Source organism: Streptomyces sp. NPDC060002 (genome assembly GCF_042737245.1).
Taxonomy (GTDB): Bacteria; Actinomycetota; Actinomycetes; order Streptomycetales; family Streptomycetaceae; genus Streptomyces.
Window position 1 is genome coordinate 42,972 of the sequence record NZ_JBHWUW010000046.1, and the last position, 14,956, is coordinate 57,927.

Below are 14,956 nucleotides of genomic sequence, written 5' to 3' on the forward strand. Positions count from 1 at the left end.
CACCTTATGGGCTGCCATTGACATCCCGGGCTCGGGCGCCTGCCGCTCGCATGGTGATCCGGCCGGTCATCAAGGATTCGTGATTGGCGAAGAGCATCCCGAGCTCGACGTGCCGACGGATGTACGCCGTCCACGAGATGTCCGGCAGGTCCGTGTACGCCATGACGACCCGGGCGCGACTTGCCTGGGTGAGGATCCATCGGGCCTGGTCGCCACCGTTGAGGCGACCGCCCAGGCTGCGCGCCAGGTGCCACAGTTCGTCGCCGTCACCCTGCTCGTCGACGACCGTGACGAGCCCGATGTCGCCGAGACCGCGGGCGTCGCCGGAGTGGGTGGTGTAAGCGACGCTGAGGCCTTCCAGGGGGAAGACGGTGACGCGGCCGGTAGCGGTCAGCACGGTAAGGGACACGGGCAGGAGTCCGTTCTGACACGGCGAAGGGCGGGCCGGCCGTGGAGACGACCGACCCGCATGAGAGGGGAGGCGGTGTTCAGCAGCAGGGGCCGTCGCCGCAGCAGGCGGGCGGGTTGCACTCGGCGGCCGTACCCCACAGCCGTTCGTCGACGTCGAAGCCCGCGGCCCGGATCCTGCCGACGACGTCGACCATGAGCCCGCGTGTGCGGACCTTGGAGTTCGGCTGGTGGTGCAGGAAGTAGCCGAAGCTGCGCTCGCACCAGTCGGCGTACCACCCGGTGTGCAGAATGAGCGTGTGCCATCCGGGATCCACCTGCTGCGACGGCGCCATGCTCACGCCCTCACCGCTCGACCCCATGACGAAGACGAGCGCGAGTGCCTGGTCGACGACCCGGTCGGCGACACAGCGTTCCAGGCCGTACTCGTCGGCGCAGAACGAGGCGAGAGTCTCGAACTCCACGCCGGTGACGAGGGAGCGGCCGGTGCGGATCCGAGTGGTGACGGTGGTGGGGGCCATGGGGTGAGCTCCTTCGAGTGGGAACTTGCTTTCACTGCTCATCGCCCGTCAGCTGCCTTCCGGCGGCGACGAGCCGAGCGACGTCGAGGGGGCGGCACAGTTCGCCCGCCGAGGGCATGGGCACGGCCCAATAGGATTTCCACGTACCGGGTTCGAGGGACACGGACTGCGGTCTCGGTACGCCGACATAGGAGCCGAGGCCCAGGCATTTCACGCCCAGCGCGCGCCATTCCATGACGGCCATGCGCCACCTGGTGGGCATGCCGGCGGGGACGAGAGCGTAGTACCGAGCCCGATCCCCCTGCGGATCGCAGATGACCGGACCACCGTCCAGGACCTCCTCGAGAAACGAGTCGACGTCTTCGCGCCCATAGCGGTCGGCCACGGCGCGCACGAGGTCCTGCGGCAGCCGTACGGCCGACATGAGGGTGCCGAGGGGCAGCAGCGCGATGCCCCGCTCCGTCCACTCCGTCGCCGCGCTGCCGGGTACGGGGTGAGCCGACAGCAGCCAGTAGGCAGTTGCCAACTCGCGGACGGCGCGGGTGTGGACGGGAATCCCTGTGTCTGGTGGGGCGGGTTGTAGAGCCCGAGTTCTCGTCTCGAAGGTCACCTTGCCGAAGCTAGGACCGAGGCAGGCTGCACGACCACCAATGTGCATAGATGTGCACTCAGTCTCAAATACGATGTCTGGCTGCTTTGTGACCTTGACCGGGCGCCTCGAAGTCGAGAAATGTGGTGCACATCGGCGCACAGGACCGACACGGAGGCAGCCATGCGCTTACGGTTCATCGGGGTCGACCCGGACACGGGAAAGAACGGGTCACCCACAGCGTGGGTTGACCTGGAGACCTCTGACATCGTGATCCAGAGCTACACGGCGGACGAGCCGACGCGAGCCCAGTGCGTGGAGAACCCGGCACCGGGCCACGCCAAGGGCATCCCCGAACACGAGACGGTGGTGCGCATCCCTGCACGCCTGGTGCCGATCCTGCGGGAGGCCTGCGATGTCGCAGAACGTACCCAGCTTTGACGAGCTGATGGAGGCCGCGCAGCACTCCGCCGTACACCTCGAAATGCGTGACCAGTACGCGGTCGGTGATGAAGCGGACGACTACGACAACTGGCTGCGCACCGGCAGGCGGGACGCCGATCCCAGTTCGGAGTACTGGGCGCCCTGGGTGGACCTGATCTCCCGAGCGGTGGCCCGTGGGGTAGTCGTACGACGGGCCCGCATCGTGTCCGAGCCGGTCACCGACTACATCCGCTACGAGCACGCCGGAACCGTCGTCAACGTGCGGGCGGGTGAGCGGGTGCGCTGGCTGCCCCGTCGGCACGCGGCCGACCTGATGCTGCCCGGCGCCGACCTGTGGATCTTCGACGACGCACAAGTGCTCTTCAACCACTTCGCGGGCAACGGCGATTGGAGTGGCACTCCCAACGAACTGCGCACGGATCCGGACCTCGCCAAGCAGTGTTCGGACGCCTTCGAGGCAGTATGGGAGCGCGCCGTCCCGCACGACGACTACGAGATCCACTGACAGAAAGCGTCCTCGGCCAGCTCATGTCCATCTCCCCGTCCTCCTCCGCCCAGGCCGCACGCGAGAACGTGGCGCGACGATTGCGCGACCTGAGGAGAAACGCCGGCCTCACGGTCACCGAGCTGGCCTCGCAGTGCCGTTGGCACCACGCCAAGACGTCCCGGATCGAAAACGCCCGGACGCCCCCGTCCCCGGCGGACATCCGCGCGTGGTGCGGTGCGACCGGCGTCGAGGACCAGGCCGAGGATCTGATCGCGGCCTCGCAGGACGCGGAGTCCCTCTACCGCGAGTGGCGGCAACGTGTGCGTGCGGGACTTCGCAAGCTCCAGGACAGTTACGTAGAGCTGTACCGGGCAACGGACCTACTGCGCACGTACTCCCCGGCCTTGGTGCCCGGGCTGCTGCAGACAGAGGGCTACGCGCGGGCGCTGCTGAGCACCAACGCTCATCTCCTCGGCATCCCGGACGACGCGGCCGAAGCCGCGGCGGCACGACTCCAGCGCTCCCGGATCATCCACGAGCCCGGCCACCGCTTCGTGATGGTCGTCGAAGAGGCCGTGCTGTACTACCGACTCGGCAACGCGGACGCGATGGCGGCGCAACTCGGCTACCTGTTGACCGCCGGGGCGCTCCCGGCGGTGTCCCTCGGCGTCATCCCGATGTCGACCCGCGAACGGACCCTCTGGCCGCAGGAGACCTTTGACGTGCACGACGACACCCTCGTGTCCGTCGAACTGATCTCCGCCGAGGTGAACATCACCCAGCCGTCGGAGATCGCCCTGTACATCAAGGCTTTCGAGCGGTTGCGCAGCATGGCCGTGTACGGCGCGGAAGCCCGAGCGCTGATACTGAAGGCGATCGAGGCGCTCCAGTAACCCGGCAACGGGACTTGCTTCAGGCGCCGTCAGTCCTCGGTGGCGTGCTTCACGGCACGTATGAAGGAGAGCCAGGCCCCGCTTCGTACGGTGATCTCGGGCCCCCCGGCACTCTTCGAGTCGCGCACCAGCGTGCCGTCATCGGTCAGCGCGCACTCGACGCACTCTCCCCCCGCCCCGTTGCTGTACGACGACGTGAACCACGCCGGGCGGCTCTTCCTGTCGGGCACTGCAATGCTCACGTCGCGAATTCCTTCAGGACCGTTTCGATCAGGTGGGTCGAACGCTGAGGGCTCAGGGCCGCGGCCCGCAGACCGTCGAACGCTCGGGTGTACTCACGAACATGATGCTCGCCCTCCAAGTAGACGGCATCGGTGATTCCGTCGCGGTAGACGAGATCGGGGTCTTCCGGCGCGGGGAATCCCAGCATGGTGAAGGAGCCTGTGGCCGGGTAGGTGCCGGAGTCGAAGGGGAGGACCTGAAGTGTGACGGCGGGCAACTGTACGACGTCAAGGACGTGTTCGATCTGCTCGCGCATCAGCGCACGGTCCCCGATGACGTTGCGCAGAGCACCTTCGTTCACGATGAACCAGGCTTCGGGTGCGTCCGACCGTGCGAGCAGGGCTTGACGCTCCATCCGAACGTGTACGGCCCTGTCGATGTCCTCGGCGGACATGTGCGCGCCGGTCCTGTGCAGTTCGGAGGCGTAGGCGTGGATCTGCATGAGGCCCGGCACCAACTCGCACTGGTACTGACGGAAGGTGGAAGCCTCCTGCTCCAGGCCGATGTAGATGTTGAACCACTCCGGAACACCTGCGCCGTGGACCTGCCACCAGCCGCGCATCTTCGCCTGCCGGGCGAGCGACTTGAGGAACTCGCGTAGTTCCTCACTGGTGCCGTAGAACCGGCAGAGGGCGTCGATGTCCGACGGCTGGACCCGGCCGCTGCCCGTCTCCATACGGTTGACCTTGGAACCGCTCCAGTCGAGACCAGTGCCCACCTGGGCACAGGTCAGCGACGACTGTTCCCGGAGCTTCTTCAACTCGATCGAGAGACGGCGACGGCGTGCCGTTGGTGATCCGGCCATATCAACCCCGTTTTAGATAGCGGACGTTCAGTCTCAGGCCAAGAGGCACGCTTGCCAATCACTCGGAAGTGGGATTCTCGCCGTGCACATTGCACGAAGGGATTCGCCGGCTGCACTCTGAGGCGACGCAACTCATCGTGATTCCCTGTGACGCTGTGTGTCCCCATGGGGTGTCACCTGCGACGAAAGGGCCTCTCATGGGTCAGTACGCATGCATGACGCGCAAACCGTGGGACCTCGCCTTCACCGCCGAGCCGAGAGAGGTGGCAGCCCTGCGCCGGATCATGCGGCTGCATCTGGGCATCTGGGGCCTACCGGAAGTCATCGACGACGCCCAGCTCTGCATGAGCGAGCTCGTGTCCAACGTCATCACCCACGTAGGCCCGGGGACGCCGGCCACGCTCGCGGTCTCGATGAGCGGCGTGCATCTGCGCATCGAAGTCCACGACCCCGACGCACGGGCGTTGCCCACCCTCCTCGACGCGAACGCTGAAGCGGAGTCAGGGCGCGGCATGGCACTAGTGGACGCCATCGCCGACCGGTGGGGCGTTCAGCTACATGCTGACAAGAAGGTGACGTGGTGTGAGCTCGCCACTGGCCTGAGTGCAGCAGGCAGCCTCTGCACGAGCCTTCGAGTCGCGAGAGCCGAGAACGTATCTGCCGCGTACGAAATGGCGCCGTGCTCGAGCGCTAACGAGTTGAGTCGGCTTGGGGCGGCGGTGGCGGAATCCATGGTGGTTGATGCCATGGCGGACCTCCTGCACTGGCTCCGAGTGCATGGCCATGACGCGGATGAGGCCCTGGATCGAGCACAGATGCGCTTCGAAGCAGAGTTCGACGTCGTGGACGAATCGCCGTGATGCATCACCCGGTTGCGATTGCTGAGTACGTCCAAACGTCAGCCGGGATTGTCTCCTCTAGTTGCCAAGTGATGGCCATCGGCTTGCTTCCCTTGTGCTCCACGTACTCAGCAGGGCCCAGCAGCATCCAAGGCTGAGCGCTGCCGATGTCTGTGTTCTTGTAGCGGCGTACGAACAGCAGCACGTGGCTGCCACCCGCAGCGTGATGCTGATAGCGCAGACCAGTAGGAGACGTCTCTGATGTCTGGTTCTGTGACTCCCAGTGGAAGAGCGTCTCGCTCAGAGCGTAGTCGTGGTAGCGAGTCTGCGGAGAGAAATCTTTCTCGTCCTTGTCCAGGGTGATCAGCAGAGCATCGGTTTTGATGGACTCGCACCACTTCACCCCCTCGCGAAAGTCTGCCGGCATGAAACCGCCGATAAATGACTGCCCAAGAGCCGGAAGGATTTCCTCGCGAGTGTATGAAGCGTGCACGGTCAGCGGGATCCCTGATTGGCCGCCAATTCCCAAGAGTGGGATCGGTACGTGTTCGGTGTGGGCAAGGTTGTACGCCAGCACTTGCCGCAACTCACTGCACACGGCAGGTTGTGTGCGCAGTGTCGCGAACCCGGCGTCGTAGTGCGCGAACCCTTTCCGTGTCAAGCCGCCGAGTGGCCACAGCTGGAAGAAGAGCATGCGGGCGTAGGCCTGCCCTTGTTCGTCGAGCTCGCTGTAGGAGGGGGCACCGTCCTCCAGCATGCGGCTGTAGGCGGCCACCCTCAGCGGATCATCCACGTGGAGGAAGGAGGAGACACGTTTGAGGAGGGCTGCTTCACCTTCGGCTGCTTCGCCCTTGAGTAGACCCGAGCGGCGGAGCAGTCCTGTCCAGGAGTTTCCGTTTCCTCGATAAAGTTCTTTGAGCTCACGGCCGCTCTCTTCCAGGTAGCGGCTTAGTGCTGACTCTGCATAGTCAGAGACTTCGCGTGCCAAGGCCGTGACATTGACGCCGATCTGCTCCTTGATATTGGCGATGATGGTCTTCTTCGCCTTCTCCTCAAGGATGATCTGGCAGCCGGACGGTAGCTGAGGAAAGTCGTACTCGATGTTGTCCAGCAGGCGTTTGCGGGTCAGGTTCGTGAGCGCTCGAAACTGATTCTCGAAGCGGAATTCCTTGCGGTGTTGCCCGATGAAGTCGAGCACTGTGAGCACGGCCTTGTCCTCAGTGCGACGGAGTCCACGGCCAAGCTGTTGCAGGAATACGGTGGCGCTGGAGGTGGGACGGAGCAGCAGCAGTGTGTCTACGTCCGGAATGTCGAGCCCCTCGTTGAAGAGGTCGACCGAAAAGATCACCTGTAGGGTTCCCGACCTCAGGTCGGCGAGCGCCTGCTTGCGCTCGCCAGCAGGGGTCTCGCCGGACAGCGCGATGGCGTTGAGGCCGGCTGTGCAGAAGGACTCCGCCATGAAGTTGGCGTGTAGCACCGACACGCAGAACCCGAGTGCCCGCATAGTGCCCGGCTCAGCGACCTTCTCTGTGACAGCCTTTACGACAAGCCCTGCGCGCCTCACGTCACTCGATAGCTTGTTGCTCAACGCGCTGGGGTCGTACGCCCCACGCTTCCACTCCACTGTGCTCAGGTCGGTGTTGTCGCTGATCCCAAAGTAGTGGAACGGGCTGAGGAGATCATTCTCGAGTGCCTCCCACAGCCGCATCTCGGCAGCGATACGGCCCTCGAAGAACTCGTCCTGGATGTTCTTGCCATCCATACGCTCTGGTGTAGCGGTGAGACCCAGAAGCTCCAATGGTTCGAAGTGGTCGAGGATCTTTTTATACGTCGGTGAGGTGCCATGGTGAAACTCGTCGATCACGATGACATCGAAGTGATCAGAGGAGAGTCGATCGAGGGCCCGCGCATTCAATGACTGCACGCTGGCGAACACATGATTCCAGCGCTCCGGGAGCTCGCCGCTATGGAAGGACTCACCAAAGTTGGGGTCTACCAGGACGTCCTGGTATGTGCGAAGAGACTGCTGAAGGATCTCTTTGCGGTGAGCGACGAACAGTAGGCGCAGGTCGCGACCACCGTGCTTCTTGCGAAGCTGCTTATAGTCGAGCGCTGCCATGACCGTCTTGCCTGTACCGGTAGCTGCCACGAGCAGATTTCGGTGCCTGCCGTGTACCTCGCGCTCGACCTCTAGTCGCTCCAACATGTCGCGCTGGTGCGGATATGGCCGTACTTCAAGGCCGGACAGCGTGATCCCGCGGTCGGCGGCGACGGTCGAAGATGTGCCGCCTGCGATCGCCAACGCCTCTTGGAGACGGGCGCCGTCAGCTTGAGGGTCGTATGACTCGAAAGACGGATCACTCCAGTAAGCCTCAAAGGTGGCCTCGAACTTGCGCAGCACGTCAGGCGTGGCGACAGACGACAGTCGTACATTCCACTCCAGGCCGTCGAGTAGCGCTGCCTTCGACAGGTTCGAGCTGCCGACATAGGCCGTGTCGTAGCCGCTTGCGCGGCGGAAGAGCCAAGCCTTGGCATGTAGTCGCGTCGATCGAGTCTCGTAGTTGACCTTGACCTCGGCGTTGAAGTCCTTCACCAGCCGATCCAGAGCACGTTGCTCGGTTGCGCCGATGTAGGTGGTCGTGATGACCCGTATCGGCACGTCTCGTTCGCGTGCGGCCCTCAGCGACTGCTCGAGGATACGCAAGCCATGCCACTTGACGAAGGCACAGAGTAGGTCGACGTGGTCAGCGGTGGCGAGTTCGGCGCGCAGCTCAAAGCCGAGGCTCGGATCCTCAGGGGAGTTGGTGATGAGCGCAGTGTCGGAGAGTGGGATGCCTGGCCGCACGGCAAAGACGCCCGGGGCTTCTTGCCTAGTGATTGCGAGGAGTTGGCGAGGGCCGTCGGCTACGAGGTCCACCCACTCTTGTGCTCCATCCAGCGTGCTGATGGACTCAAGGATGTGGTTCGCGGCGTAGACACGCTCCTCTGCCGGAAGGTTCTGGAGGACCTTACGGACCGTTTCTGCCACATGCCGTGACAAAACATGAGGCATCGATCCTGGCCCCACTGCCTCACTCACGGGATGCCAACCGAGGCTGGTGAGCTCCTTCAACTGCCGTTCGAACCGCAGTGTGATGAGCTCCTCGTACAGGCCTGCGGAGGGCCCCGAAGGTTCTTCTGGCTTGATCACGTCGGCTTCCCCCGCTCACTTGGACAGCTGCCCTATGTGTAACAGAGGGCACTGACACGGACAGATACGGGGGCGGGTACGGCGCGATCGCATGCCCCAACTTTGCTGATTTGATTATTTAGTTGGCTGGATCGATCGAGGTCGGTCCAGTATGGGCTCGTGGAAATCAAACGGGTGATCGGGAACGTTGAGGGTGTCGTTGTGGGCGACCACTTCGGAAGCCGACGCGAGGTGATGGGCGCCAAGCTCCATCAAACCAACCAAAGGGGCATCTCCTGGCTCAAGGATGACCAGGATGGCTTACCAGTCGCCGATGCGATCGTTCTCAACGGTGGGTACGTGGATGATGACGACCGTTGGACGACCATGAAGTACACGGGCGCGTCGAAGGGTAGGGATCGTGATCCCGATACCGGCAAGCTGCTTTGCAGCCAATCGTGGTCGTATGTGGATAACGCCGCCCTCAAGCGCAGCTATGAGCGCAAATATCCGATTCGCGTCATACGTGGCTATGAGGGCGATGAGCGCTACTCGCCGCCTAAAGGTTATCGGTATGACGGTATATTCGAGATTACGGCCATTCGTACAGGCGTCTCGAAGTGGCCTGCTCTCGATGGTTCCGAGATCAAGATCTGCCAGTTTGACCTGGAGCGACTGCCTAATTTGCACCAAGCGCTCACGCCAGTAGAACGGCGTGTTGCCGAGATGCTTGACAAGGTGGAGGAGCTCCAAGCCGAAGAGGCTGAGGAGATCTTTCCGGAAGTGCGGACCGTATCGGTTAAGCGCTACATGCGCAGTGTCGCAACATCTCGGCGAGTGAAGAACCTCTATCGCGGAGAGTGTCAGCTCTGTGGGCTTCACTTGCTTGGGCCGGATGGTGAGCCTCACAGCCAGGGTGCGCATGTCAGGCCCCTGGGAGATCCTCACAACGGGCCTGACGTTGAGCCGAATATTCTTTGCGTCTGCCCCAACTGTCATGTGCGACTGGATGTTGGTGCGGTGGTTGTAGACGAGGATTGGTCAATCGTCGTGCGTGCGGCGATGTTCGGGGCGCCGATGTTGCCGAAGCTCAAGACCAAGGGCTGGCATCGGGTGCATCCGGACTACATTCGCTATCACAGAGAGTGGTGGGAGAGCCGGGGGATTCGCAGCGTCGGCCTACTCGGTGACCTTCAATCGATCACTCGGGAAGGTACGCCCTTCGCGCGCTCCCCGAGCCCCGATCCACAGGTCATGAGCATTGCTCGCCGGGGGAACCCAGACCAGCGTTTCTAACGCTATTCCCGCCGGGCGGCCGCCAGTGGGGTGCAGGTTTGGCGGCCGCAGAGGGCGGGTCGAATCATCGTGGCTGTCCCGGACTGTGAGACAGGGCGCCCTCGTCTACGCCTCCGCCCCGTGGCACGCCGAGTACGTGTTCCCCGACCCGCACCAGCACCGCGCCCCCCGCTCCGGAGGCCACCTCACGGCCCGTCCCCGGGCTGCCAGTGTCGTCGCGTACTGCGGTAGCAGGTCCGTGTCGGTCGGGGACGTGGCTTCCGAGGCTGCGAAGGCCTCGTAGGACGGGACTGTGCCGGTCACGATGCCGAGGTTGGCCGTGCCCGAGGCGGACAGTTCGCGCAGGGACGCCTCTATGCCGGTCAAGTGCTCCTCGTGGGAGGGGTACTCCTCCGCCAGGGACGGGTATGCGGCGATCAGTTCCGCCAGTTCGCTCGCCGGCCAGTGCAGGACGGCCACCGGGAACGGGCGGGACAGCTCCTCGCGGAACGCGCCCAGCTCGGCGCGGAGGCGGGAGATCTCCGCCTCCAGTTCCGCGGGGTTGTCCGAGCCCAGGGACCAGACGCGCTTGGGGTCGTGGAGCTCGTCCAGGGAGACGGGGGAGGAGTGGAGGGTGTCGGCCAGGACGTCCCAGTCGTCGTGGGCCGCGCCCAGCATCCGGCGTACCCGATGGCGGCCGAAGAGCAGCGGGTGGGAGGCGTGCGGCGGGGGCTCGGGGACGTCCGCCAGGAGCAGGGTCACGCCCTCCGTGAACGTCTTCTGCGCCGCCTCCAGCTCGTCGTGGGCTTCCAGCGACTCCGCGATGATCACCCAGGGGGCCGGGTCGCGGGGGGCCGCGGCCCGGATGCCGTCGATGATGGCTCGGGCCTCGGCCTCGTGGCCGTACTCCCACAGGTTGGCGGCCTTCAGGGCGCGGACCAGGTGGGGGCTGTCCAGGTTTTCCGGACCCTCCGCGGAGGACAGGAGGCGGTCGTACAAGGTCGTCGCGGCGGGGCGGTCGCCGGCCAGTTCCAGGTGGGCCGCGGCCTGCAACAGCAGGGCTTCCGCGTCCTCGGGATAGAGGCCGGCGGTCCGCTCCAGGCGTGCCGCTTCGGCGGTGTGGTCGACGTTCTCGGCAGGCGTGTCGGGGCGCATGGTTGACACCGTAGCGCCGCCCGGTGACGAAAGAGAGATATCTGCTGGCCAGAGGCGCAGATCAGCTCCCCGAGTTGGTCAGGGGCCGGACGGCGTTGTCGATCAGGCAGCATCAGGCCGTGCCCGGCGGTACCTAGATCGTCACCCCGTCCACCTGGAGCGTCTGTACCGCGCCCGCCGCGAACGGCACGCTGATCGTCTTGCCGCTCAGGTAGGTGTCCGAGCGGGCCGTGTAGAGGTCGCCCGATCCGCTCGTCACGGTGTTCCAGCGGGGGACCAGGCCGGACGAGCCACCCGTCACCGTCGTGAAACGGGAGAGATCGAAGGTCAGGGTCTGGGCCGAGGTGGAGGTGTTCGCGGCCACGATCACCAGCCGCTTCGCCGTCTTGTCGATCGCCGCCACCGCGTAGCTCACGCCCGTGTCGAGGATCGTCATGCCGGGGCGGATGTGCCGGCTGAACTGAGCCATCACGTAGTACTTCGTGGTGACCGCGCCCGCCGCCAGCGTGCTCGCGTCGTACGCGATCATCGCCCAGTTCGTCGACGGGTCCATGACCTGCCAGTAGACCCAGGCCGTCGGGTGCAGCCAGCGGAAGTCGTAGAGCAGGTTGCTCGCCATCGACAGGCCGGTGCCGTCGTTGTCGCCCGTCTCCGAGTTCCACAACGCCTTGCCGGCCGTCGTCACGACGTCGGTGTAGAGCAGGTCGCGGCGGCCGCCCGAGCCCTGGTAGCCGTGGACGTTGACCCGGTTCACGTACCCCTTCGTCGTCGACGAGAAGGAGTTCCACGTGGTGCGGGCGAGGTCGTAGCTCGTCTCGTCCGACGCCGAGATCTTCGTCGCCGTCAGACCGCGCTTGTCCAACTCGCTGCGCATGTAGGGCAGTACGGCCGACTGGACGGTCGCGTCCATGTGGCAGCCCTCCTGCGTGCCGGTCGCCGTCCACCAGGACGAGGACGGCTCGTTGAAGGGATCGACCGTCGCGAAGTTCACGCCCCAGTTCGACTTCGCGTACAGCGCGACCGCCGCCAGGTGGGAGGCGTGCTGGCGGTAGTTCCAGGTCTGGAGGTTGTTGCCGCCGCCCGAGGCGCCGGAGGGGTTGTGGTTCGAACACATCCACCACATCGGCGAGTTGGCGAAGAGCTCGGTCGTGGCGCCGCGTGCCGTCGCCTTCTGGAGCATCGCGCGCTGGGCCGCGTCCGCCGTCCAGTCCCAGGCCGAGGAGGTGGGGTCCTCGTTGTTCCAGTCCTGCCAGAAGCCCTCGATCTGCTTGAACGCCGGGATGTTGGCGGAGGCCACCATGCTCGATCCGCTGACCGTGTTCCAGCTGCACGCGCCCAGGTTGTAACGGGCGATGTTGAGACCGAGGCCGGGGAGGGTCTTGCCGTTGTAGGACACCGAGTTGGTCGTGAAGAAGATGTCGGCGAAGTCGTCCCGGGCGCCGAAGACATTCGCCCACCAGGCGAGGGAGGTGCCCCAGCCTTCCCACGTGCCGTACGTCGTAGACGGGTTGACGGAAATCGTCGCGTCGGCGTGGGCGGTGCCCGTCGCGAGGGCGCTTCCGAAGAGCGCGCCGCCCGTGGCCGCCAGCAGTGTCCTGCGTCGGATCATGACTTCTCCGCTTCGATGACAACGATCGACCGCCGGTCGTCCCAACCGGCGTCTTCGGGTGCGTCGGTGCACGGGTGTGTGTGCGGCAGTGCACCGGTGCGTGCGTCAGTGCGTCCGTGCTCAGTACGTCCGTGCTCGGCACTTCAGTACGTCCGTGCGTCAGCACTTCAGTGCTCAGTGCGTCACGAAGCATCGGGTGCGGCCCGTGGTGTTGTCGAGAGTTCTGACAGCCCTTTCTCGAACCTGTGGAGAAAGGGCGGGGGAGGGTTCGAGGGGGCGAACGGTCTGGAGACCTGGCCCCCCTCCGCCTATCGTGCCCGCGTGCGGATTCCCCTCGTACAGCACAGCACCCGGCGGCGGCGCGCCCGGTACCGGCGGGTGCTCTGGAGCGGCGCCGAACTCCTCGTCACGGCAGGGGTGTTGGTGCTGCTTCTCGTCGCGCATCAACTGTGGTGGACCAACCGGGAGGCCAAGGGCGGCGCCGAGCGGAGGGTGGAGGCGCTGGAGCGGGAGTGGGGAGCCGTCACGGATACCGGTGACGCCACGGGTGCCGGTGACGGCGAACCCGGGGGCGGTGGCTCTGACGCCGGGGCGGAGGGTGCGCCCTCGGCGGCCGACGGCGGCACCGGGCAGGGCGGGACGAACTCGTCGTCCACCACCCCGCGCACCTCCCAGGCCTACGCCGTGCTCCGCATCCCCCGGCTCGATCTCCGCGTCCCCGTCGCCGAGGGCACCAGCAAGCAGAACGTGCTCAACAAGGGGTACGTCGGCCACTACGCCGGCACCCAACAGCCGGGTCAGGACGGCAACTTCGCGGTCGCCGGGCACCGCAACACCCACGGTGAGCCCTTCCGGTATCTCGACCGCCTGCGGAAGGGCGACAAGGTGGAGGTGGAGACCCGGAACGCGACCTACACCTACCTCGTCGACAAGATCCTGCCGCAGACCTCACCCCGCGACTCGGGCGTCATCCGGCCCGTGCCCCGTTCCCTCACCCGGCCCGCCCACGGTTACGACGCCCCCGGCCGCTATCTCACCCTCACCACCTGCACGCCCGAGTACACCTCCCGGTACCGCCTGGTCGTTTGGGGCAAGCTCGTCGCGACCGGGCCCCGGGGGTAGAGCCGAAGAGGCTGCTGGAGCCGATCGGGGCCGGTCAGGTATAACCGACGCAGGAGTCGGCGAGAGAAGCGAGAGGGGGAGAGCGTGATCCGTAGTCGGTTCGTTCCGCGTCCCGCCCTCGTGCTCTTCCTCCTCTTCGTCGACGTCGTGCTCCTCGACGCCGGCAGCCTCTCCGCCGCCGTCGCGCTCGCCGCGACCGCCGCGGCCGGCTCCGCGCTGGCCGTCTGCACCCTGGTCGCGGCGCGCAGCGCCCCCGCCGTCCCGCCCACCCGGGTGCGTACGGCCATCAGGGACCGGGCCCGCCGTACGGCCTTCCTGCCGCAACGCGACCCCGACGCCTCCGGCCGCCCCCGCCCCAGGGCGCCCGGCCACGCCCTCCCGACGACCGTCGCGTAGGGCCGCTCTCCACCGTCACGTGGGTGACCCACGCGGGTCGTCATGCCGCCATCCCGTTTCCCCGGCACGACGAGACCCCCGGAGGGCTCCCCACCCATGTCCGTTTTCGCCACCCTGGTCGAGCGGCTCGCCGACCTGCTCGACCCGCTGTTCGGCGCCTCCGCCGCGGCCGCCGCGATCGTCCTGTTCACCGCACTCGTACGACTCCTCGTGCACCCCTTGTCCCGCGCGGCCGCCCGCGGCCAGAAGGCCCGTACGGCGTTGCAGCCGAGGATCGCCGAACTGCGCAGGAAGCACGCCAGGAACCCCGAGAAGCTCCAGCGGGCGGTGCTGGAACTGCACGCCGAGGAGAAGGTGTCGCCGCTGTCCGGACTGCTGCCCAGCCTCTGCCAGATACCGGCCTTCTTCCTGCTCTACCACCTCTTCTCCAGCTCCTCGATCGGCGGCGGGGGCAACGGCCTGCTCGGACACCGGCTGTTCGCCGCGCCCCTCGGTGACCGCTGGACCGACGCGCTGGCCGGGGGCGGGGTGTTCGGCGCGGCCGGACTGGTCTACCTGGGGCTGTTCGCCGTCGTCGCGGCCGTCGCCTCCTTCAACTTCGTCCGGGCGAAGCGGGTGCCGCTGCCCCGGATCGGTGGCGCTGAGGAGGTGCCCGGGGTCGGCGCGATCGCCAAGGTCATGCCGTTCCTGTCCTTCTTCACGCTGGTCACCGTGGCCGTCGTACCGCTGGCCGCCGCGCTGTACGTGATCACGAGCACGACCTGGAGCGCGCTCGAACGGGCGGTCCTGTACCGGTGACCGTCCTGCACCGGTGAGGGTCCTGAACGGGTGACCGTCCCGGACAGATGACGGTCCAGTCCGTGAACGGGGGCTTGCGGACCGAAAGGCGAGCTTGGAGGATCGACCAGTCCTCCGATGGCTGCACCCGTCGGGTGGGTGCCCCGCGATCGAGGGAGAAGTGA

The 14,956-nt window shown here is 65.9% G+C and carries 16 protein-coding genes; 8 read left to right on the forward strand and 8 right to left on the reverse strand.

Annotated features, from left to right (window positions below):
• Positions 1–4 precede the first annotated feature (4 nt).
• From ACFWBD_RS31265 to ACFWBD_RS31275, 3 genes are all read right to left on the reverse strand, one after another.
• Complete coding sequence (locus ACFWBD_RS31265) at positions 5–409, reverse strand: hypothetical protein (RefSeq protein WP_385674084.1); 405 nt, start codon at positions 407–409, stop codon at positions 5–7.
• A gap of 79 nt (positions 410–488) precedes the next feature.
• The gene (locus ACFWBD_RS31270; protein WP_385674087.1) at positions 489–929 is read right to left on the reverse strand and encodes a hypothetical protein; all 441 of its coding nucleotides are present in this window, start codon (positions 927–929) and stop codon (positions 489–491) included.
• 31 nt (positions 930–960) lie between these two features.
• Complete coding sequence (locus ACFWBD_RS31275; RefSeq protein ID WP_385674090.1) at positions 961–1,455, reverse strand: hypothetical protein; 495 nt, start codon at positions 1,453–1,455, stop codon at positions 961–963.
• Positions 1,456–1,701: 246 nt separating this feature from the next.
• On the opposite strand from ACFWBD_RS31275, the gene ACFWBD_RS31280 reads away from it, so the two are divergent.
• The 3 genes from ACFWBD_RS31280 to ACFWBD_RS31290 are packed head-to-tail and all read left to right on the forward strand — an operon-like array spanning position 1,702 to position 3,342.
• Positions 1,702–1,959 (forward strand): hypothetical protein, encoded by a 258-nt coding sequence (locus ACFWBD_RS31280; protein WP_385674093.1) that lies wholly within the window; start codon positions 1,702–1,704, stop codon positions 1,957–1,959.
• Positions 1,934–2,467 carry a DUF6879 family protein gene (locus ACFWBD_RS31285; RefSeq protein WP_385674096.1) on the forward strand — a complete coding sequence of 178 codons (534 nt, stop codon included), beginning with the start codon at positions 1,934–1,936 and terminating at the stop codon, positions 2,465–2,467. The genes ACFWBD_RS31280 and ACFWBD_RS31285 overlap by 26 nt, the downstream gene beginning before the upstream one ends.
• 23 nt (positions 2,468–2,490) lie before the next feature.
• Positions 2,491–3,342 carry a helix-turn-helix domain-containing protein gene (locus tag ACFWBD_RS31290; RefSeq protein WP_385674098.1) on the forward strand — a complete coding sequence of 284 codons (852 nt, stop codon included), beginning with the start codon at positions 2,491–2,493 and terminating at the stop codon, positions 3,340–3,342.
• A gap of 29 nt (positions 3,343–3,371) precedes the next feature.
• Here the strand turns inward: ACFWBD_RS31290 and ACFWBD_RS31295 are convergent, their stop codons facing one another.
• The gene (locus ACFWBD_RS31295) at positions 3,372–3,584 is read right to left on the reverse strand and encodes a DUF397 domain-containing protein (protein ID WP_385674101.1); all 213 of its coding nucleotides are present in this window, start codon (positions 3,582–3,584) and stop codon (positions 3,372–3,374) included.
• Positions 3,581–4,429 carry a helix-turn-helix domain-containing protein gene (locus tag ACFWBD_RS31300; protein WP_385674104.1) on the reverse strand — a complete coding sequence of 283 codons (849 nt, stop codon included), beginning with the start codon at positions 4,427–4,429 and terminating at the stop codon, positions 3,581–3,583. The genes ACFWBD_RS31295 and ACFWBD_RS31300 overlap by 4 nt, the downstream gene beginning before the upstream one ends.
• Before the next feature lie 215 nt (positions 4,430–4,644).
• Between ACFWBD_RS31300 and ACFWBD_RS31305 the strand changes: the two genes are divergently transcribed.
• Positions 4,645–5,289 (forward strand): ATP-binding protein, encoded by a 645-nt coding sequence (locus tag ACFWBD_RS31305; RefSeq protein WP_385674107.1) that lies wholly within the window; start codon positions 4,645–4,647, stop codon positions 5,287–5,289.
• Between the two features lie 4 nt (positions 5,290–5,293).
• On the opposite strand, the gene ACFWBD_RS31310 is transcribed toward ACFWBD_RS31305, so the two are convergent.
• Positions 5,294–8,320, reverse strand: coding sequence for a DUF3427 domain-containing protein (locus ACFWBD_RS31310; protein WP_385674183.1), 3,027 nt, complete (start codon positions 8,318–8,320; stop codon positions 5,294–5,296).
• 297 nt (positions 8,321–8,617) lie between these two features.
• On the opposite strand from ACFWBD_RS31310, the gene ACFWBD_RS31315 reads away from it, so the two are divergent.
• Complete coding sequence (locus tag ACFWBD_RS31315; RefSeq protein WP_385674110.1) at positions 8,618–9,733, forward strand: YDG/SRA domain-containing protein; 1,116 nt, start codon at positions 8,618–8,620, stop codon at positions 9,731–9,733.
• A 105-nt stretch (positions 9,734–9,838) separates the two neighbouring features.
• Here the strand turns inward: ACFWBD_RS31315 and ACFWBD_RS31320 are convergent, their stop codons facing one another.
• Both ACFWBD_RS31320 and ACFWBD_RS31325 read right to left on the reverse strand, forming a co-directional pair.
• A complete protein-coding gene (locus ACFWBD_RS31320) occupies positions 9,839–10,867 on the reverse strand; it encodes an SEC-C domain-containing protein (protein WP_385674113.1) in 1,029 nt (342 codons plus the stop codon).
• A gap of 133 nt (positions 10,868–11,000) precedes the next feature.
• Positions 11,001–12,476, reverse strand: coding sequence for a beta-1,6-galactanase (locus tag ACFWBD_RS31325; RefSeq protein WP_385674116.1), 1,476 nt, complete (start codon positions 12,474–12,476; stop codon positions 11,001–11,003).
• A gap of 321 nt (positions 12,477–12,797) precedes the next feature.
• Here ACFWBD_RS31325 and ACFWBD_RS31330 point away from each other — a divergent pair, with 321 nt between their 5' ends.
• The 3 genes from ACFWBD_RS31330 (at position 12,798) to ACFWBD_RS31340 (ending at position 14,792) form a co-directional block, all read left to right on the forward strand.
• Entirely contained in the window at positions 12,798–13,598 is an 801-nt protein-coding gene (locus tag ACFWBD_RS31330; RefSeq protein WP_385674119.1) for a class E sortase, read from the forward strand.
• An 84-nt stretch (positions 13,599–13,682) separates the two neighbouring features.
• Positions 13,683–13,994 (forward strand): DUF6412 domain-containing protein, encoded by a 312-nt coding sequence (locus tag ACFWBD_RS31335; RefSeq protein WP_385674122.1) that lies wholly within the window; start codon positions 13,683–13,685, stop codon positions 13,992–13,994.
• A gap of 96 nt (positions 13,995–14,090) precedes the next feature.
• A complete protein-coding gene (locus ACFWBD_RS31340) occupies positions 14,091–14,792 on the forward strand; it encodes a YidC/Oxa1 family membrane protein insertase (RefSeq protein ID WP_385674125.1) in 702 nt (233 codons plus the stop codon).
• The last annotated feature ends 164 nt before the right edge of the window (positions 14,793–14,956 follow it).